Origin of the sequence: Blastococcus sp. TBT05-19, from assembly GCF_003319095.1 — a bacterium.
Lineage (GTDB): Bacteria > Actinomycetota > Actinomycetes > Mycobacteriales > Geodermatophilaceae > Blastococcus.
In genome coordinates, this window is sequence record NZ_QOHI01000005.1 from 114465 (window position 1) to 132397 (window position 17933).

The window sequence follows — 17933 nt, forward strand, 5'->3', positions numbered from 1 at the left end:
CAGCGGTCGTGACCAGCACGTCGACCGACACGCCCGTCCCCGCGACACGCCCGACACGCGATCTGTTCACGGATGTTTCTCGTCTCCCGCGTCCGCCGTCCCTGAACCCCGGCATGAGACGTTCGGGGGGCGAGTCGTCACGGTTCGTGAGGCAGATGTGACCACCGTGTCGCGAGCGCCTGGTGCGATCCGGGCCTACCGACACGCCGAGCCGGACGGGGTGCTTGTGACCGCTCCGTGACCCCACCTAGCTTTCTCCACGTCAACGAGTTGACATAACTGTAAGGCTGAACTTGAGGATGAGGGTCCAGTTGGGGAGCGCCGCATGACACCTCCGCACAACTATCTAGCGGTCATCAAGGTCGTCGGCATCGGCGGCGGCGGGGTGAACGCGGTCAACCGCATGATCGAAGTCGGCCTCAAGGGGGTCGAGTTCATCGCGATCAACACCGACGCCCAGGCGCTGCTCATGAGCGACGCCGACGTGAAGCTCGACGTCGGCCGCGAGCTGACCCGGGGCCTCGGTGCGGGCGCGCAGCCCGACGTGGGGCGCCAGGCCGCCGAGGACCACCGCGAGGAGATCGAGGAGGTCCTCAAGGGGGCCGACATGGTCTTCGTGACCGCGGGCGAGGGTGGTGGCACCGGTACCGGTGGCGCCCCCGTCGTGGCCTCGATCGCTCGCAAGCTGGGAGCGCTGACCATCGGCGTCGTCACCCGCCCGTTCGCCTTCGAGGGCAAGCGGCGCGCGGTGCAGGCCGAGTCGGGCATCGACGAGCTGCGCAACGAGTGCGACACGCTGATCGTGATCCCGAACGACCGGCTGCTGCAGCTGGGCGACCGGAACGTGAGCGTCATGGACGCCTTCCGCACCGCCGACCAGGTGCTGCTGTCCGGCGTCCAGGGCATCACCGACCTGATCACCACGCCGGGTCTGATCAACCTGGACTTCGCCGACGTCAAGTCGGTCATGTCCGGTGCGGGCTCGGCCCTGATGGGCATCGGCAGCGCGCGCGGTGACAACCGTGCGCTGCTGGCCGCCGAGCAGGCCATCGCGAGCCCGCTGCTGGAGGCCTCGATGGAGGGCGCCCACGGCGTCCTGCTGTCGATCTCCGGTGGGTCGGACCTCGGTCTGTTCGAGATCAACGAGGCCGCCTCGCTGGTGTCGGACGCCGCGCACCCGGACGCCAACATCATCTTCGGCGCCGTCATCGACGACGCCCTGGGTGACGAGGTGCGGGTGACGGTCATCGCCGCCGGCTTCGACGGCGGGCGGCCGAACACCCGCAAGGACGGCGCGACGAGCACCGCGCCGTCGTCGGGGGCGGCCTCGCCGTTCGCGACGCACCGCCGTTCGGTCGCGGCTCCGCCGGTGGCGACCACGCCGCCGCCGGCACCCGTGCCCGCCGCGGCTCCGCAGGCGACCCAGTCGTCGGTCCCGCCGGCGGGGGAGCGGCTCGCGCCGGCCCCCACCAGCGGGTCGGGCACGCCGGGGCGTCCCGGTGGTGGTGGCATCACCGTGCCGCCGCTCCCGCCGATCCCGGGTCCGGCCGCCAACGGCCGCCGCCCGCTGTCGAACGAGGACTTCGAGGAAGAGCTGGACATCCCGGAGTTCCTCAAAGGCTGAGCGCGTCACCTCGTAGGCTTCGCCTACATGAGCACCGACACGGCCGCCTCGTCGGCGGTGCGACCCCGCAGGGTCGTCACCGACCGGCGGGGCGGCCGCTCTCGTTCCCCGTACGACTCCTTCAACCTGGGCGACCACGTCGGCGACGACCCGGCCGACGTGGCGGCGAACCGGGCCCGCGTGGCCCGGGAGCTGGGCGTGGGGGAGGACCGGCTGGTCTGGATGTCCCAGGTGCACGGCACCGGCGTCGCGATCGTGGACGGCCCGCAGGACGGTCCGCTGCCCGACACCGACGCGCTGGTCACCGCCACCCCGGGCCTGGTGCTCGGCGTGCTGGCCGCCGACTGCGTGCCGGTGCTGCTGGCCGACCACGACACCGGCGTCGTCGCTGCCGTGCACGCCGGCCGCGAGGGCGTGCGGAAGGGCGTCGTCCCGGCGACGCTGTCGGCGATGGCCAGCCTCGGCGCGAAGGCGCGGCACGTGACCGCGCTCCTGGGTCCCGCGGTCTGCGGCGAGTGCTACGAGGTGCCCGAGGAGATGCAGACCGACGTCGCCCGCGTCGCCCCCGCCGCGGCGGTGCGCACCCGGGCCGGCACGCCGGGCCTGGACCTGCGCGCCGGGATCGCCGAGATCCTCCGCAGGGCCGGCATCCCCGAGGTCGTCCAGGACCCGCGCTGCACCGCCGAGGACCCCACCCTCTACTCGCACCGCCGCGAGGGCGTCACCGGCCGCCAGGCCGGGCTCGTCTGGCTGGACGCGCGGCCCTAGGCCCTTGGCAGGATGGCCGCCATGACCCTCGCGGAGAACCTGCGCGCGGTCCGTGCCCGGATCGACGCCGCCGCGCGGGCGGCCGGTCGTGATCCGGCCGGGGTCGCGCTGCTCGCGGTGAGCAAGACCTGGCCCGCCGACGACGTCCGCGCCCTCGCCGCCGCGGGCCAGCACGACTTCGGCGAGAACCGCGTGCAGGAACTCCTGGGCAAGGCGCGGGACCTGTCCGGCGTCGACCTGCGGTGGCACTTCGTCGGACAGCTGCAGCGCAACAAGGCGGCGGCGGTGGCCCGGACCGGTGCGGTCGTCCACTCGGTCGACCGCGAGGCGCTGGCCGCGACCCTGGACCGGGCCGGCCAGGAGCTGGACGGTCCCGTCGAGGTGTTCGTCCAGGTCGACCTGGGCGGCCCCGAGGGGGAGGCCGCGGCGCGCGGCGGCGCCGCGCCCGACGACGTCCCGGCCCTCTGCGACGCGGTGGCCGGGCTGCCGGGCCTGCGGCTGCGCGGGCTGATGGCGGTGGCTCCCCGCGAGGGCGACCCGGCCGCCGCCTTCGACCGGCTGGCAGCGCTCGCGGCGCGGGTCCGCGACGACCACCCGCAGGCCGGCGAGCTGTCGGCCGGCATGAGCGGGGACCTCGAGGCGGCGGTCGCGGCCGGCGCCACGCTCGTGCGTGTCGGTACCGCGTTGTTCGGCGCGCGCGCCCTACCCTGCGGTGAGTTCGAGGAACACCAGCCACGCGAGTCACAGCAGTCACACGGGCCGCAGGCGACCCGAACGCCTGGGAACGATGTGACGACCGTGCAGACGCGACGCTGAGGACACCAGCAGAGGGGGAGGTCCGATGGCTGGAGCCATGCGGAGGATGGGGATCTACCTGGGGCTCGTCGAGGACGACGACACCCGGGCCTACGGCCGGTACGACGCCCGGTCCGCGGACGATCTCGACCACGGCCGGTACGGCCGGTACGGCGAGGACCGCTACGACGACGACTACGCCGACCCGGCGTACGCCGACGACTACGCCCGCGCCGGGTACGACGAGGAGCCGGCCCTGGCCGAGACCCCCGTCCGCGACCCCGAGCCGATCGGGGTGCGCCGGGTCGCGCCCCGCACGCTGGGCCTGGCCCCGACGGCCTCCGGTTCGTCGGCCGCCCGCCTGGGTGGTGCCTCGCACGGCTCCGCCCCGGTGCACAGCTCCGGTCCGGTGAGCGCCGCCGCGGCCCTCGTCCGCGAGCCCGTCGTGGCCCCGGAGCCGGAGCCGGCCCCCGCGCCCACGCCCGCGGCCGCGAAGTCCTACCGGATCACCACGCTGCACCCGCGCACGTACAACGAGGCGCGCACCATCGGCGAGCGCTTCCGCGACGGCATGCCGGTCATCATGAACCTCACGGAGATGGACGACGCCGACGCGAAGCGGCTCGTCGACTTCGCCGCGGGTCTGAGCTTCGGCCTGCGCGGTAGTATCGAGCGCGTCACGGCGAAGGTGTTCCTGCTCAGCCCGCAGGACGTCGCCGTCACCCCTGAGGACAAGGCCAAGATCCGCGAAGGCGGGTTCGGCGACAAGTCCTGACCGGTGGCGGAGCGGTGACACCGCTGGAGGCGGCACCGGAGGTGCCCTGAACGAACGAGGACTGTGGCTCTCTTCTGGTCGATCGTCTCATCGGTGCTGCTCGTCTTCCTCGTGCTGCTCTTCGCGCGGTTCGTCGTGGACTGGGTGATGGTGCTCGCGCGCAGCTGGCGTCCGTCCGGCCTGGTCGCGGCCGGGCTCGAGGTCGTCTACTCCACCACCGACCCGCCGCTCAAGGCGTTGCGCAAGGTCATCCCGCCGCTGAACCTGGGGTCCATCCGACTGGACCTCGGGTTTATGGTGCTGCTGATCGCCGTGGTGATCCTCCGGAGCATCACGCTCGGGCTGGCGAACACCGCGTGACCGCTCCGTACTTCCGGGGTAGGGACGCGGGGCGATTCCAGTCCCGCTCGTCAGAGAACGTCCCTGTGCCCGCCGTCCGACCTGAGGTGACCTGAGATGCCACTCACGCCTGCCGACGTGCACAACGTCGTCTTCAAGAAGCCGCCCATCGGCAAGCGGGGCTACGACGAGGACGAGGTGGACGCCTTCCTCGACGTCGTCGAGGCCGAACTGGCCCGCTTGATCGAGGAGAACAACGAGCTGCGCGCCGGGGCCGGCCGCGGCGCCGCTCCGCGCGCCGAGGAGCGGCCGGAGCCCCCGGCTCCCGCGCCCGCCCCGGTCGTCGCCGCACCGCCGGTGCAGCAGACCCGCGAGGACGACAGCGCCCGCGCCTCCCGCATGCTGGCCCTGGCCACCGAGACGGCCGACCGGTACGTCAACGAGGCCAAGACGCAGGCCGAGCAGATGCTCGGCAGCGCCAAGACCAACAGCGAGCGGCTCATGACCGAGGCGCGCGCCAAGAGCGAGCAGATGGTCACCGAGGCCAAGCACCGCGCGGACTCGATGATCGGCGACGCCCGCACCCGCTCCGAGACCATGGAGCGCGAGGCGCGCGCGAAGGCCGCCGCCCTGGAGCAGGACGCGGAGCGCCGGCACGTCGAGGCCATGGGCTCCCTCGAGGAGAAGCGCTCGAGCCTGGAGCGCAAGATCGAGGAGCTCCGCACCATGGAGCGCGAGTACCGCACGCGTCTGCGGTCCTTCCTCGAGTCGCACCTGCGCGACCTGGACAGCCGCAGCTCGGCGGAGCCCGCCACGGTGGGCCGGCAGAACCAGCACGCCCCCGCCTGACACCGCACGCACGAGAGGGCCCCCGGACGAACTCTTCCGGGGGCCCTCTCGTCGTTCCGGGCGGTCGAACAGGCGGTCCTGCCCGGTGCGCCCCTAAGGTGGCGGCGTGATCCTGGCTGCCGGAGTCCTCGTGCTGGTGGGCCTCGCGCTGTTCGTGGCCGGGCTGTCGACCGGCGCGAACGCGCTGTTCTGGGGATGCGTCGCGGCCTGCGTCATCGCCGCTGGGCTCCTCGTCGTGGCCTGGCGGAACATCGCGGCGCGGGCGAAGGCGCAGAAGGCGGCGGCCCAGCCGGCCCAGGTGCCGGTCGCCGCGGGCAGCGCCCCGAGCACGCCGGAGCCGGCCGCACCCGTGGCGGTGGAGCCCGAGCCGCCGCTCCCGGTCGTGGACCCGCCGGTCGAGGAGGTCGAGGTCACCGACCTGCTGATGATCGTGGACCTGAAGGACGAGGTGCTCGTGGTCGACGAGCACCCGCGCTACCACGTGGCCGGCTGCTCCTGGGTCGGCTCGCGGGCCACCATCCCGCTGCCGCTGGACGAGGCGCGCACCGACGGCTTCACGCCATGCGCCGCGTGCCGGCCCGACCGGACGATCGCCGGCCGGGCCCGCGCGAGCCGCAACGGGCGCTGACGCCAGGGGCCTCCGGCCCTAGGCCTTCGTCACCCAGAACCGCGAGCCCTCGGGCCCCTCGACGCCGTCGCCGTCGCCCGCCGTGCCCGCGTGCACCGCGACGGCCAGCACCTCTCCGGCCAGCTGCTCGCCGTGCTCCTCGAGCGCCTGGGCGAGCGCGCCCTCGGCGGTCCAGCGGAGCTCGATCCGGTCGCTGACCTCGAGGCCGGAGTTCTTCCGCGCCTCCTGCACCAGGCGGACCACCTCGCGCACCAGCCCGGCCCGCTCCAGCTCGGGGGTGAGCGTGAGGTCCAGGGCCACGGTGAGCCCACCGGTGCTGGCCACCGTCCAGCCCTCGCGAGGCGTCTCGGTGACGATCAGGTCGCCGTCCTCCAGCGCCACCGGGGTGCCGTCGACGTCGACGGTCGCGGTGCCCGCGCGGTAGTCGGCGACCAGGGCCGCGGCGTCGGTGGCGGCGACCGCCTGCGCGACCGCCTGCACCTGCTTGCCGAGTCGGCGGCCGACGGCCCGGAAGTCGATCTTCACGCTGACGTCGACCAGGTCACCGCCGACGGCGGCCAGCTCGAGGATCTCGGTGACGTTGAGCTCGTCGGCCACCTCGGCGACCAGGTCGCGGGGGAGAGCCGACCACGACGGCGCGGCCACGACGGCGCGGGCCAGCGGCTGGCGGGTGCGCACCTTGGCGGAGGTGCGGGCCGACCGGCCCAGCTCCACCAGGCGGCGCACCAGCGTCATCTGCGCGACCAGCGTGTCGTCCAGCGCGTCGGTGTCCACCTCCGGCCACGAGGCCAGGTGCACGGAGTCCGGCACCTCCGACCCGCCCGCCCCGGCCCGGCCCGGGACCACGGCGCGGACCCACACCTCGTCGGTGACGAACGGCGTGAACGGCGCCATGAGCCGGGTGAGGCCGTCGAGCACCTCGTGCAGCGTGCCGAGGGCTGCGGGGTCGCCGTCCCAGAAGCGGCGGCGGGAGCGGCGGACGTACCAGTTGGACAAGTCGTCGACGAACTGCGCGAGCATCCGCCCGGCGCCCTGGGTGTCGAACTCCTCCAGGGCGGCGGTGACGTCGCGGGTGACGGCGGCGAGCTCGGCCAGCGCCCAGCGGTCCAGCAGCGGGCGCTCGGCGCGCGCCGGGGCGGGGGCCGACGCCGGGTCCCAGCCGTTCGTCTCGGCGTAGAGGGTGAAGAAGCTCGCGGTGTTCCAGTAGGTGAGCAGCACCTTGCGGACGACCTCGGACAGCGTCTCGTGGCCCACCCGGCGGGCCGACCACGGCGAACCGCCGGCCAGCATGAACCAGCGGACGGCGTCGGCACCGTGCCGGTCCATGAGCGGGATTGGCTCGAGGATGTTGCCCAGGTGCTTGCTCATCTTGCGGCCGTCCTCGGCCAGGATGTGGCCCAGGCACAGCACGTTCTCGTAGGAGCTCTGCTCGAACACCAGGGTGCCGACGGCCATGAGCGAGTAGAACCAGCCACGGGTCTGGTCGATCGCCTCGGCGATGAAGTGCGCCGGGTAGGCGGCCTCGAACTGCTCCTGGTTGCGGTACGGCGCGCCCCACTGGGCGAAGGGCATGGAGCCCGAGTCGTACCAGGCGTCGATCACCTGCGGCACGCGCCGGTAGGTCCCCGCCTCGCCGGGCAGCGTGAAGGTGACCTCGTCGATGAACGGCCGGTGCGGGTCGAGGTCGGACAGGTCGCGGCCGGTCAGCTCCGAGAGCTCGGCCAGCGAGCCGACGACGACCATGCGGGCCGGGTCGTCCTCGTTGCGCCAGACCGGCAGCGGGGTGCCCCAGTACCGATCGCGGGACAGCGCCCAGTCGACGTTGTTGTTCAGCCAGTCGCCGTAGCGCCCGGTCTTGATGTTCTCCGGGTACCAGTTGGTCTTCTCGTTCTCGGCGAGCAGCCGGCCCTTGATGGCGCTGGTCCGGATGTACCAGGACGGCAGCGCGTAGTACATGAGCGGCGTGTGGCAGCGCCAGCAGTGCGGGTAGCTGTGCTCGTACCGGATCTCGCGGAACAGCACCCCGCGCGCCTTCAGGTCCTCGACCAGCGCGGCGTCGGCGGCCTTGAAGAAGTGCCCGCCGACCAGCGGGACGTCGGCCAGGAAGTGGCCGGTCGTGTCGATCGGGTTGACCACCGGCAGGCCGTAGCCGCGGCACACGGCGAGGTCGTCGGCGCCGAACGCGGGGGACTGGTGCACCAGCCCGGTGCCGTCGTCGGTGGTGACGTACTCGGCCAGGACGACGAAGTGGGCGTCCTCGCCGGCCGGGAAGTCGACCAGCTCGAAAGGCCGCTGGTAGTGGGTGCGCTCCCAGTCGCGGCCGAGGGCGCGACCCAGCACCTCGACGTCCTCACCGAGGACGGCGGCCAGCAGCGGCTCGGCGACGACCACGGGCACGTCGTCGGTGCCGGCGGGGCGCGCGACGACGTAGGTGACCTCGGGGTTCACGGCGACGGCGGTGTTGCTCGGCAGGGTCCACGGCGTCGTCGTCCAGACCAGCAGGTCGGCCCGGCCGGCCCACGCGCCGTCGACGATCGGCAGGCGGACGTACACCGACGGGTCGGTGAGCGTCTCGTACCCCTGGGCGACCTCGTGGTCGGAGAGCCCGGTCCCGCAGCGCGGGCAGTAGGGCGCCACGCGGTGGTCCTCGACCAGCAGGCCCTTCTCGTGGACCTGCTTGAGCGACCACCAGACGCTCTCGATGTAGCTGGGGTCCATCGTCCAGTAGGCCTGGGAGAAGTCGACCCAGTAGCCCATCCGGCGGGTGAGGTCGGCGAAGTCCGCGACGTGCTTCTCCACCGACTCGCGGCACCGGGCGTTGAACTCGGCGATGCCGTAGCGCTCGATGTCGGGCTTGCCCGCGAAGCCCAGCTGCTGCTCGACGGCGATCTCCACCGGCAGGCCGTGGCAGTCCCAGCCGCCGCGCCGGGGCACGTGCCAGCCCTGCATCGTCTTGAAGCGGGGGAAGACGTCCTTGAAGGCGCGCGCCTCGATGTGGTGGGTGCCGGGACGGCCGTTGGCGGTCGGCGGGCCCTCGTACACGTTCCACTGGGGCCGGCCCTGCGAGGCCTCCAGCGACCGGTCGAAGACCTTCTCGCTCTCCCACCGATCGAGGATGCGGTGCTCGAGGGCGGGGAGGTCGACCTGCGGGGGCAGCGCGGCGAAGGGACCGGTGGGAGCGCTCACGGGCCCATTCTCCCCGAACCGGCAAACGGGTTCGCCGGTGCGTCCCCGTCGGCGTGCGACCCGGTACGGGAGACTGCCCCCATGGCGGGGGCTCGGTGAACACGACGGTCACGGTGGCCCTCGCCGTCGGCGCAGTCGTCGTGCTGCTCGCGGCGGTCGCGCTGCGCCTGGCCGACCGGCTCGGTCTCCCCAGCCTGCTGCTCTACCTGGCCTTCGGCGTGGCGCTGGGGGAGAGCGGCCTGGGCGTGCAGTTCGAGGACTACCCGCTGGCCCAGACCCTCGGCGTCGCCGCGCTGCTGGTCATCCTCGCCGAGGGTGGGCTGACCACCCGGTGGGCCGACGTGCGCCGCGCCATCGGGCCGGGCCTGAGCCTGGCCACGGTCGGGGTGGTGGTGAGCATCGGCGTCACCGCCGCCGTGACGGTGTGGCTGCTCGGCTGGGGGTGGACCTTCGCGCTGCTGGTGGCTGCGGTCATCAGCTCCACCGACGCCGCCGCCGTCTTCGCCACGCTGCGCCGGCTCCCGCTGCCCCGGCGGCTGGCCGCGTCCCTGGAGACCGAGAGCGGCCTCAACGACGCACCGGTGATCCTGCTCGTCGTCGTCCTGTCCGACGTGCTGATCGGGGGCGCCTCGGGCCCCTGGTGGACGGTGCCGGTCGTGGTCGTGGCCGAGCTGGTCGGCGGCGCGGTGCTCGGGCTGGCGGTCGGGTTCGGCGGGGCGGAGCTGCTGCGCCGGGTCGCCCTGCCGCTGTCCGGCTTCTACCCGCTGGCCACGCTGGCGCTGTGCGTGCTCGCCTTCGCCGGCGCCTCGTTGCTGCACACCTCGGGCTTCGTCGCCGTCTACCTCTGCGGGCTCGTCCTCGGCAACGCCACGCTGCCGCACCGCTCGGCCAGCATCGGCTTCGCCGAGGGCATGGCCTCGCTCGCGCAGATCGGGCTGTTCGTCATGCTCGGGCTGCTGGTGTCGCCCTCGCGGCTGCCCGAGGCCGTGGGCCCGGCGCTGGTCGTGGGCGGGGCGCTGCTGCTGCTCGCCCGGCCGCTGTCGGTGCTGGCCAGCCTCGTGTGGTTCCGCTTCCCGGCCCGGCAGCAGGCGTTCATCGCGTGGGCGGGGCTGCGCGGCGCCGTGCCGATCGTCGTCGCCACCTTCCCGCTGACCGCGCAGGTGCCGGGAGCGACGCGGGTCTTCGACACCGTGTTCGTGCTGGTCGTCGTCTTCACCCTGGTGCAGGGCTGGTCGCTGCCCTGGGTGGCCCGGCGCCTGGGCATCGCCGCCCCCGTGGCGCCGCGGGAGATCCAGGTGGAGGCCGCGCCGCTGGAGGAGCTGGACGCCGAGCTCATGCAGATGACCGTGCCGGCCGGATCGCGGCTGCACGGCGTGTACCTGCCCGAGCTGCGCCTGCCCGAGGACGCCGCCGTCGTGCTGATCGTGCGGCAGGGGCGGTCGTTCGTGCCCGACGAGAACACCCGGCTCATGCGCGGGGACCAGGCGCTGCTGGTGTCGGCACGGCGCTCGCGGGCCGAGGCCGAGCGCCGGCTGCGGGCGGTCAGCCGCGCCGGCCGCCTGGCCATGTGGCGCGGCGAGACCGGCCGCCCCGACGAGACGGACTAGGTTCCGCCGAGCGCGGGACGGCTCGACGACGCCCGCCTGGTGCCGGGAGCGAGGAGGGTGCGGGATGGCTGCCCGGCGCGACGAGCTGCGCATCGCGCCGGAGCTGCGCGAGGTGTGGAGGCCGTTCTACGTCTTCGGCCCCATGGCGGTGCTCGCCGTGTCGTGCGGGGCGATCGCCACGGCAGCGGGAGAGCCGGACGGGCTCGGAGTCGGTCTCTTCGTGGGGGTGACCATCGTGCTCTTCGCGGCAGCGAGAACCCTCGTCTGGCGACTGATCCCGGGATCCGTCTGCGTCGTCCTCGCGGACGACGGTCTGCAGCTCCGGCGGTTCGGGAGGATCTTCCGCAGGCACGCGTGGGTGGACGTCGAGAGCGCGCACGTCGAGCCGGGGGACCGCTGGCCGGAGTGGAACACCTGGGCCGGGTTCGCGCAGCTCCAGATCGTCCGTCGCGACGGGAGCCGCGTGAGCAGCCCGAGCATCCTGATCGTGCGGTCCACCGATGTCGACGCCGTCCAGAAGCTGCTGGACGAGCAGCTCGAGAGGCATGCCGCCGGGAGTCCCTAGCCTCGGCCGGTCCGCAGAAAGGTGGCGGACACGCGGGAGGCGATGGCCGATCCACTCCCTCGCCCCGGCCCGTGCCGAGGGTCCGGCCGGAACGCATGCAGCTGGTTCTGACCGCGACGCGTCTGCAGGCGAGCGGCACCGACGCGTGGCATCGTGATCGCACCGGCACCGGGCGGCGGTCGCCGTGCCGGGACCCACGGAGCAACGCCATGCGCTACCTCTTCCGGCCACCGGCCGCGGACGCGACGGGCCTGCTGACGCTGCCGTGGGACCAGCCGCTCGAGGAGTGGGACCACGAGCTGCTGCTCGACGTCCCCTCGCGCGGCATCTCCCGGCACGTCGTCCGCTTCGTCGCCGTCGAGGGCCGGGTCTACGCGCTCAAGGAGATCGACGAGCGCCTGGCCCGGCACGAGTACGCCCTGCTGGCCCAGTTCGAGGGGGAGGGGCTGCCGTCGGTCTCGGTGCTCGGCATCTGCGTGGACCGGCCCGACGACCAGTCGGCGATCCTGGTGACCCGCTACCTCGAGTACTCGATGTCCTACCGCTGGCTGTTCTCCCGGCCGCGCGGGCACCAGTCGCCCGACCAGCTGCTCGACACCATGGTCGTGCTGCTCGTACGCCTGCACCTGGCCGGCGTCTTCTGGGGTGACTGCTCGCTGTCCAACACCCTCTTCCGCCTCGACGCCGGCACCTTCGCCGCCTACCTGGTCGACGCGGAGACCGCCGAGCGGTACCCGTCGCTGTCACCCGGCCAGCGGAACTACGACGTCGACCTGGCCCGCGAGCGCGTCGGTGCCGAGCTGATGGACCTGCAGTTCGGTGGTCTGCTGCCCGAGGACATCGACCCCATCGAGGTGGCCGACAGCCTGCCGCGGCGCTACGAGTCGCTGTGGGACGAGGTGACGCGGGAGGAGGTCTTCCGCAGCGACGAGCAGCGCTACCGCGTCGCCGAGCGGCTGCAGCGGCTCAACGAGCTGGGCTTCGACGTCGGCGAGGTGGAGCTGAAGACCACCGACGGCGGCACCCGGCTGCGGGTGGAGACCCGGGTCGCCGAGCCCGGGCACAACCGGCGCGAGCTGTTCCGGCTCACCGGCCTGGAGGCCCAGGAACGGCAGGCGCAGCGGCTGCTCAACGACGTCCGCGCCTTCCGCGCGTACCTGGAGCAGAAGGCCGGGCACCCGGTGCCCGAGACGATCGCCGGTCACCGCTGGCTGGCGGAGGTCTACCAGCCCGTCGTCGACGCGGTCCCCGAGGAGCTCCGCGGCCGGCTGGAGCCGGCCGAGGTCTTCCACGAGGTGCTCGAGCACCGCTGGTTCCTCTCGGAGAAGGCCGGCCGGGACGTGGGGACGACGAAGGCCGCGCGCTCCTACTTCGACACCGTCCTGCCGGGCACCCCCGAGGAGCTGACCACCCCCTCGGTCATCGCCGGCCGCAGCTGACGGGGCCCCTGACGCCGGCGTTGGTGACGACGAGGTCACGGCCGCGTGGCCTTCCGTTTGACACCGAATGACGGCGGTACCACGCTCCGAGAACGCCGAGATCATGCGGCTCACCGGACGCCAACGGAGGCGATGCGTGTGACTGAGATCCCTGGCCAGCACCCGCCGGAGCGGCGGGCGACGGCTGCCCGCCCCGCGCGATCCCGGGCGCCACGGCGCCTCGCGGGCGCCGCGGCCGGCGTCGTCCTGGCCTCCACCCTCGCGGCCTGCGGAGGCGGCGGTAGCGGGGGGGTGCCGACGCTCACCTGGTACACCAACCCCGACTCCGGCGGGCAGGCCGAGCTGGCCGCGCGCTGCACCGACGCCGCCGAGGGCCGCTACCGGATCTCCACCGCGGTGCTCCCGCGCGACGCGGCCGGGCAGCGCGAGCAGCTGGTCCGCCGCCTCGCCGCGAGCGACACCTCGATCGACATCATGAGCCTCGACCCGCCCTTCATCCCGGAGTTCGCGGCGGCCGGCTTCCTCGCCGAGATCCCCGAGGACGTCGCCGAACGGGTGACCGAGGGTGTCGTCCAGGGAGCCATCGAAGGGGCCACCTGGGACGACGAGCTCGTCGCGGTCCCGTTCTGGGCGAACACGCAGGTGCTCTGGTACCGCAAGTCGGTCGCCGAGGCGGCCGGCCTCGACATGGAGGAGCCGGTCACCTGGGAGCAGATCGTCCAGGCCGCCGAGGAGCAGGGGAAGCTCGTCGGCGCCCAGGGCGCCCGGGCCGAGTCGCTCACCGTGTGGCTCAACGCGCTCATCGAGTCCGCCGGCGGCTCCATCATCGAGGAGAACGCCGAGGACCCGGCCGACATCGAGCTGGGTCTCACCTCCGACGCCGCGACGCGCGCGGCCGAGGTCATGAACCTGGTCGCCTCCTCCGACGCGGCGAGCCCCGCCTTCTCCACCGAGAACGAGGACGCCTCGGCCACCGGGTTCGAGAGCGAGAACGGCGGCTTCCAGGTCAACTACCCGTTCGTCTACGCCCGCGCGCTGGGCGCCGTCGAGGCGGGGTCGCTGGAGGCCTCGGTGCCGGAGGACTACGGCGCCGCGGTCTACCCGCGGGTCGACCCGGACGAGCCGGCCGCTCCGCCGCTGGGCGGCATCAGCCTGGGCATCAGCGCCTTCAGCCCGGACGTCGACCTCGCGCTCGAGGCCGCCGAGTGCATCACGTCGGCGGAGAACCAGGCGTTCTACTTCGTGAACGACGGCAACCCGGCGTCGAAGGCGGAGGTCTTCGACGACCCGGAGGTGCTCGAGTCCTTCCCGCAGGCGCCGGTGATCCGGGAGTCCCTGGAGCTGGCGAAGCCGCGACCGCAGACCCCGTACTACAGCGAGGTCTCCGGCGGCATCCAGCGGGTGTACCACCCGCCGGCCTCGGTGGACGAGAACACCGGCGAGGCCGCAGCCGAGCTGATCAGCGCGGTGCTCCGAGGGGACCAGCTGCTGTGAGGGAGACGGACCGATGACCCAGACGACGCTGCCCCCGGTCGAGAAGACCCAGCCGGTCTCCGCGCCCCACGGGAAGATCAGCGACCGGTCGAAGTCCGAGCGCAAGCTCGGCTGGCTGCTCGCCGGCCCGGCCTTCCTGGTGATGCTCGGGGTGACCGCCTACCCGATCCTCCAGGCGACCTACGAGTCGCTGTTCTCCTACCGGCTCACCGACCCCGCCAACCGGGAGTTCGTCGGGCTGAACAACTACCTCGTCATCCTCAGCGACACGCTGTGGTGGCAGGCGCTCGGCGTGACGCTGCTGATCACGGTGATCACCGTGGCGGTCGAGCTGGTGCTCGGCTTCGGCCTGGCGCTGGTCATGTCCAAGGCGCTGAAGTCCATCCGGCCGGTGGTGCGCGCGGCGATCCTCATCCCGTACGCCGTCATCACCGTCGTCTCGGCGTTCGCCTGGCAGTTCGCCTTCGACATCAACACCGGGTTCGTGAACTCCTGGTTCGCCTGGATACCGGGGGTCTCGGCCGACACCGACTGGTTCGGCGAGACCGGCACGTCGCTGCTGGTGATCTGCCTGGCCGAGATCTGGAAGACGACGCCGTTCATCTCGCTGCTGCTGCTCGCAGGCCTCGCCCAGGTGCCGGAGGTGCTGCAGGAGGCGGCGAAGGTCGACGGCGCCACCTGGTGGCAGCGGATGACGAAGGTGACGCTGCCGAACATGAAGGCCGCGATCATGGTGGCCCTGCTGTTCCGCACGCTCGACGCCTTCCGCGTCTTCGACAGCATCTTCGTGATGACCGGCGGGGCCAACAACACCGAGTCGGTGTCGTTCCTGGCCTACCGGCAGACCATCTCGCGGCTGGAGATCGGCCTCGGCTCCGCGGTCTCGGTGCTGCTCTTCCTGAGCGTCGTGCTCATCGCCGCCCTCTTCATCAAGGGCTTCAAGGTCGACCTGGCTTCCGCGAGAGGTGAGCGCTGATGTCGCGCAAGGAGAAGATCTGGTGGTGGATCGGCGGCGTGGCGATCGTCGTCTACTGCCTGTTCCCGATCGGCTGGATCGTCGCGCTGTCGTTCAAGTCCGCCGGTGACCTGAACTCCGGCGACTTCCTCCCCAACGGGGCGGTGCTGGACAACTACAGCTTGATCCTGACCGGGAATGCCAGCGACCTGTTCCTCCCGGCGCTGGTCAACAGCTTCGGGATCTGCCTGATCGCCACCGCGATCTCCTGCCTGCTGTCGATGTTCGCCGCCTACGCGATCGCCCGGCTCGACTTCCCCGGCAAGAAGCTGGTCCTCTCCACCGCGCTGGTGGTGGCGATCTTCCCGGTGATCTCGATCGTGACGCCGCTGTTCAACGTGTGGCGGCAGATCGGCCTGTACGACACCTGGCCGGGGCTGATCATCCCGTACCTCTCGCTGACCCTCCCGATCTCGATCTGGACGATGTCGGCGTTCTTCCGGGAGATCCCCTGGGAGATGGAGCAGGCCGCCCAGGTCGACGGCGCCACCACCTGGCAGGCGTTCCGCAAGGTGATCGTGCCGCTGGCCGCTCCCGGCGTCTTCACCACCGCGATCATCGCGTTCTTCATCGCCTGGAACGACTTCGTCTACGGGATCTCGCTGACCTCGACGGAGAACGCCCGGCCGGTGCCCGCCGCGCTGGGTCTGTTCTCCGGCGCCTCGCAGTTCGAGGACCCGACCGGGGCCATCGCCGCCGCCGCGGTGATCGTCACGATCCCGGTCGTCGTCCTGGTCCTGCTCTTCCAGCGGCGCATCGTCGCCGGTCTCACCAACGGCGCGGTCAAGGGCTGACCCGATGAGCGCCGGCACCCGACTCAGCACCGCTCCGACCTTCCGAGGGGACGACTCCTGATGGCCTCCATCGAGATGAAGAACATCGTCAAGCAGTACGGCGACGGCTACCCGGCCGTGAACGACGTCAGCCTCGACATCGCCGACGGCGAGTTCATGATCCTCGTCGGCCCCTCCGGCTGCGGGAAGTCGACCCTGCTGCGGATGATCGTCGGGCTGGAGGACATCACCAGCGGCGACATGGTCATCGGCGGCACCCGGGTCAACGACAAGGCGCCCCGCGACCGGAACCTGTCGATGGTCTTCCAGAACTACGCGCTCTACCCGCACATGACGGTGTTCGAGAACATCGCCTTCCCGCTGCGGCTGGGCAAGATGGCCGACGACGAGGTGCGCCGCCGCGTCATCGAGGCCTCCGACGTCCTCGAGCTCAAGGACCACCTCGACCGCAAGCCCGCCAACCTCTCCGGTGGTCAGCGCCAGCGCGTCGCCATGGGCCGGGCGATCGTGCGCCAGGCGGAGGCGTTCCTCTTCGACGAGCCGCTGTCCAACCTCGACGCCAAGCTGCGCGGCCAGATGCGCACGGAGATCTCGCGGCTGCAGCGGCGCCTGGGCATCACCACGGTCTACGTCACCCACGACCAGACCGAGGCCATGACCCTCGGCGACCGGGTCTGCGTCCTGCGCAAGGGCAAGATCCAGCAGGTCGCCTCGCCGCGGGAGCTCTACGAGCAGCCGGTCAACCTGTTCGTCGCGGGGTTCATCGGCTCGCCGCCGATGAACTTCCTCCCGGCCACCGTCGAGGGCAACAACCTCATGACGCCGTTCGGGCCGATCGAGCTCGACGAGGCGCGGGCCGCGAAGGTCGCCGGCCGCGACCTGCTGCTGGTGGGCATCCGGCCGGAGTACTTCGAGGACGCCTCGCTCGTCGACGAGGCCAAGCGGCCGGTGGGCTCGGTGTTCCGGGCCAGGGTCGACGTCACCGAGTGGCTGGGCGACTCGCAGTACGCCTACATCCCCTACGAGGCGCCCGAGTCGATCACCGCGCAGCTGCGCGAGCTGTCCCGCGAGCTGGACTCCGAGGAGCTGCGCACCCAGGCGATCGTCTCCATCGACTCGACCAGCCGGATCCGGGAGGGGCGCGAGGCCGAGTTCTGGCTGGACACCCGCAAGATCCACGTCTTCGACCCGCACTCGGGCGAGAACCTCACCCGGGACGCCGAGGCCGGCGCGGAGCTGACCCGGCAGGCCACCGAGGACCGGCTCGAGCACCTCGAGGCCGCACGCGGCCGGCAGGACGGGGCGCAGGACGGTCAGAGCGGCTCGCGCGGCGGGGCGACCGCCGTCGGCGCCGCGTAACGCGGCCGGGCAGCGGCCGCGGCTATCGTCGTCGGCACCGGCGGTGCGCCCGCCACCGGTGCCGCGACGTCCGAGGAGCCGACCTGACCGAGCACGCCGAACCGGTGGACGGCTCTCCCGGCGCGTCCGCCGCCGTCGAGCACCCGCGTCGTCCGCGCACGCGGCTCCTGCTCGCGCTGGCCGCCGGCGTGCTGCTCGCCGACCTCGTGACCAAGCTGGTCGTCGTCGCGACGATCGCGCCGGGGGAGGACATCCGCACCCTCGGCGGGGCGCTGTACCTCACCCACCTGCGCAACACCGGGGCCGCCTTCTCGCTGGCCGAGGGGTTCACGGTCGTGCTCACCCTGATCGCGGTGGCCGTCTCCGTGGTGATCGTGCGCGTCGCCCGGCGGCTGTTCTCGACCGGCTGGGCCGTCGCGCTCGGGCTGGTCCTCGGCGGGGCGCTGGGCAACCTGGTCGACCGGATCTTCCGCGACCCGGGCTTCCTGCGCGGCGGCGTCGTCGACTTCCTGTCGGTCTTCGGACCCGACGGCTCGGTGTGGCCGGTCTTCAACATCGCCGACTCCGCGATCGTCTGCGGCGGCATCCTGGGCGTGCTGCTGGCCCTGCGCGGCATCGAGTTCGACGGCACGCGGAGCAGCGAGGACGACGCCGCGTAACGCACGGCTGCGACGTCCGGTCCCGCCCGACCCGCAC

Annotated in this window: 16 protein-coding genes; 15 read left to right on the forward strand and 1 reads right to left on the reverse strand. The window is 72.5% G+C overall.

Annotated elements, in window-relative coordinates; translation table 11 throughout:
* Positions 1 to 325: 325 nt before the first annotated feature.
* From ftsZ to DQ244_RS14230, 7 genes are all read left to right on the forward strand, one after another.
* Entirely contained in the window at positions 326 to 1624 is a 1299-nt protein-coding gene (gene ftsZ / locus DQ244_RS14200) for a cell division protein FtsZ (RefSeq protein ID WP_113812148.1), read from the forward strand.
* Between the two features lie 27 nt (positions 1625 to 1651).
* Positions 1652 to 2392: a peptidoglycan editing factor PgeF gene (pgeF, locus tag DQ244_RS14205; protein WP_199580406.1), complete on the forward strand. Its 741-nt coding sequence runs from the start codon at positions 1652 to 1654 to the stop codon at positions 2390 to 2392.
* Between the two features lie 21 nt (positions 2393 to 2413).
* The gene (locus DQ244_RS14210) at positions 2414 to 3208 is read left to right on the forward strand and encodes a YggS family pyridoxal phosphate-dependent enzyme (RefSeq protein WP_113812149.1); all 795 of its coding nucleotides are present in this window, start codon (positions 2414 to 2416) and stop codon (positions 3206 to 3208) included.
* A 25-nt stretch (positions 3209 to 3233) separates the two neighbouring features.
* Positions 3234 to 3962 (forward strand): cell division protein SepF, encoded by a 729-nt coding sequence (locus DQ244_RS20175; RefSeq protein ID WP_113812150.1) that lies wholly within the window; start codon positions 3234 to 3236, stop codon positions 3960 to 3962.
* A 63-nt stretch (positions 3963 to 4025) separates the two neighbouring features.
* The gene (locus DQ244_RS14220) at positions 4026 to 4322 is read left to right on the forward strand and encodes a YggT family protein (RefSeq protein WP_113812151.1); all 297 of its coding nucleotides are present in this window, start codon (positions 4026 to 4028) and stop codon (positions 4320 to 4322) included.
* Between the two features lie 96 nt (positions 4323 to 4418).
* Entirely contained in the window at positions 4419 to 5150 is a 732-nt protein-coding gene (locus DQ244_RS14225; RefSeq protein WP_113812152.1) for a DivIVA domain-containing protein, read from the forward strand.
* A 106-nt stretch (positions 5151 to 5256) separates the two neighbouring features.
* Positions 5257 to 5778, forward strand: coding sequence for a DUF3784 domain-containing protein (locus DQ244_RS14230; RefSeq protein ID WP_113812153.1), 522 nt, complete (start codon positions 5257 to 5259; stop codon positions 5776 to 5778).
* Between the two features lie 18 nt (positions 5779 to 5796).
* Here the strand turns inward: DQ244_RS14230 and ileS are convergent, their stop codons facing one another.
* Complete coding sequence (ileS, locus tag DQ244_RS14235) at positions 5797 to 8964, reverse strand: isoleucine--tRNA ligase (protein ID WP_113812154.1); 3168 nt, start codon at positions 8962 to 8964, stop codon at positions 5797 to 5799.
* Between the two features lie 95 nt (positions 8965 to 9059).
* On the opposite strand from ileS, the gene DQ244_RS14240 reads away from it, so the two are divergent.
* The 8 genes from DQ244_RS14240 (at position 9060) to lspA (ending at position 17896) form a co-directional block, all read left to right on the forward strand.
* Positions 9060 to 10571, forward strand: coding sequence for a potassium/proton antiporter (locus DQ244_RS14240; RefSeq protein ID WP_113812155.1), 1512 nt, complete (start codon positions 9060 to 9062; stop codon positions 10569 to 10571).
* 64 nt (positions 10572 to 10635) lie between these two features.
* Entirely contained in the window at positions 10636 to 11136 is a 501-nt protein-coding gene (locus DQ244_RS14245) for a hypothetical protein (RefSeq protein ID WP_113812156.1), read from the forward strand.
* 209 nt (positions 11137 to 11345) lie between these two features.
* The gene (locus tag DQ244_RS14250; protein WP_113812157.1) at positions 11346 to 12575 is read left to right on the forward strand and encodes a DUF4032 domain-containing protein; all 1230 of its coding nucleotides are present in this window, start codon (positions 11346 to 11348) and stop codon (positions 12573 to 12575) included.
* A 138-nt stretch (positions 12576 to 12713) separates the two neighbouring features.
* Positions 12714 to 14069, forward strand: a complete 1356-nt coding sequence (locus tag DQ244_RS14255) for an extracellular solute-binding protein (RefSeq protein ID WP_233491450.1) — start codon at positions 12714 to 12716, stop codon at positions 14067 to 14069.
* Positions 14070 to 14082: 13 nt separating this feature from the next.
* On the forward strand, positions 14083 to 15045 hold the full coding sequence (locus DQ244_RS14260; protein WP_113812159.1) for a carbohydrate ABC transporter permease: 963 nt from the start codon (positions 14083 to 14085) through the stop codon (positions 15043 to 15045).
* Positions 15045 to 15878 carry a carbohydrate ABC transporter permease gene (locus DQ244_RS14265; RefSeq protein ID WP_113812160.1) on the forward strand — a complete coding sequence of 278 codons (834 nt, stop codon included), beginning with the start codon at positions 15045 to 15047 and terminating at the stop codon, positions 15876 to 15878. Before DQ244_RS14260 ends, DQ244_RS14265 begins: the two co-directional genes overlap by 1 nt.
* A 60-nt stretch (positions 15879 to 15938) precedes the next feature.
* A complete protein-coding gene (locus DQ244_RS14270; RefSeq protein ID WP_113812161.1) occupies positions 15939 to 17237 on the forward strand; it encodes an ABC transporter ATP-binding protein in 1299 nt (432 codons plus the stop codon).
* A 104-nt stretch (positions 17238 to 17341) separates the two neighbouring features.
* Positions 17342 to 17896 carry a signal peptidase II gene (gene lspA / locus DQ244_RS14275; protein WP_199580407.1) on the forward strand — a complete coding sequence of 185 codons (555 nt, stop codon included), beginning with the start codon at positions 17342 to 17344 and terminating at the stop codon, positions 17894 to 17896.
* Positions 17897 to 17933 lie beyond the last annotated feature (37 nt).

Coding starts and splice junctions, on each gene's coding strand:
- DQ244_RS14210 (WP_113812149.1), top strand. CDS start 2,414: ATGACCCTCGCGGAGAACCTGCGCGCGGTCCGTGCCCGGATCGACGCC.
- DQ244_RS14225 (WP_113812152.1), top strand. CDS start 4,419: ATGCCACTCACGCCTGCCGACGTGCACAACGTCGTCTTCAAGAAGCCG.
- DQ244_RS20175 (WP_113812150.1), top strand. CDS start 3,234: ATGGCTGGAGCCATGCGGAGGATGGGGATCTACCTGGGGCTCGTCGAG.
- pgeF (WP_199580406.1), top strand. CDS start 1,652: ATGAGCACCGACACGGCCGCCTCGTCGGCGGTGCGACCCCGCAGGGTC.
- ftsZ (WP_113812148.1), top strand. CDS start 326: ATGACACCTCCGCACAACTATCTAGCGGTCATCAAGGTCGTCGGCATC.
- DQ244_RS14245 (WP_113812156.1), top strand. CDS start 10,636: ATGGCTGCCCGGCGCGACGAGCTGCGCATCGCGCCGGAGCTGCGCGAG.
- DQ244_RS14250 (WP_113812157.1), top strand. CDS start 11,346: ATGCGCTACCTCTTCCGGCCACCGGCCGCGGACGCGACGGGCCTGCTG.
- DQ244_RS14260 (WP_113812159.1), top strand. CDS start 14,083: ATGACCCAGACGACGCTGCCCCCGGTCGAGAAGACCCAGCCGGTCTCC.
- DQ244_RS14265 (WP_113812160.1), top strand. CDS start 15,045: ATGTCGCGCAAGGAGAAGATCTGGTGGTGGATCGGCGGCGTGGCGATC.
- DQ244_RS14270 (WP_113812161.1), top strand. CDS start 15,939: ATGGCCTCCATCGAGATGAAGAACATCGTCAAGCAGTACGGCGACGGC.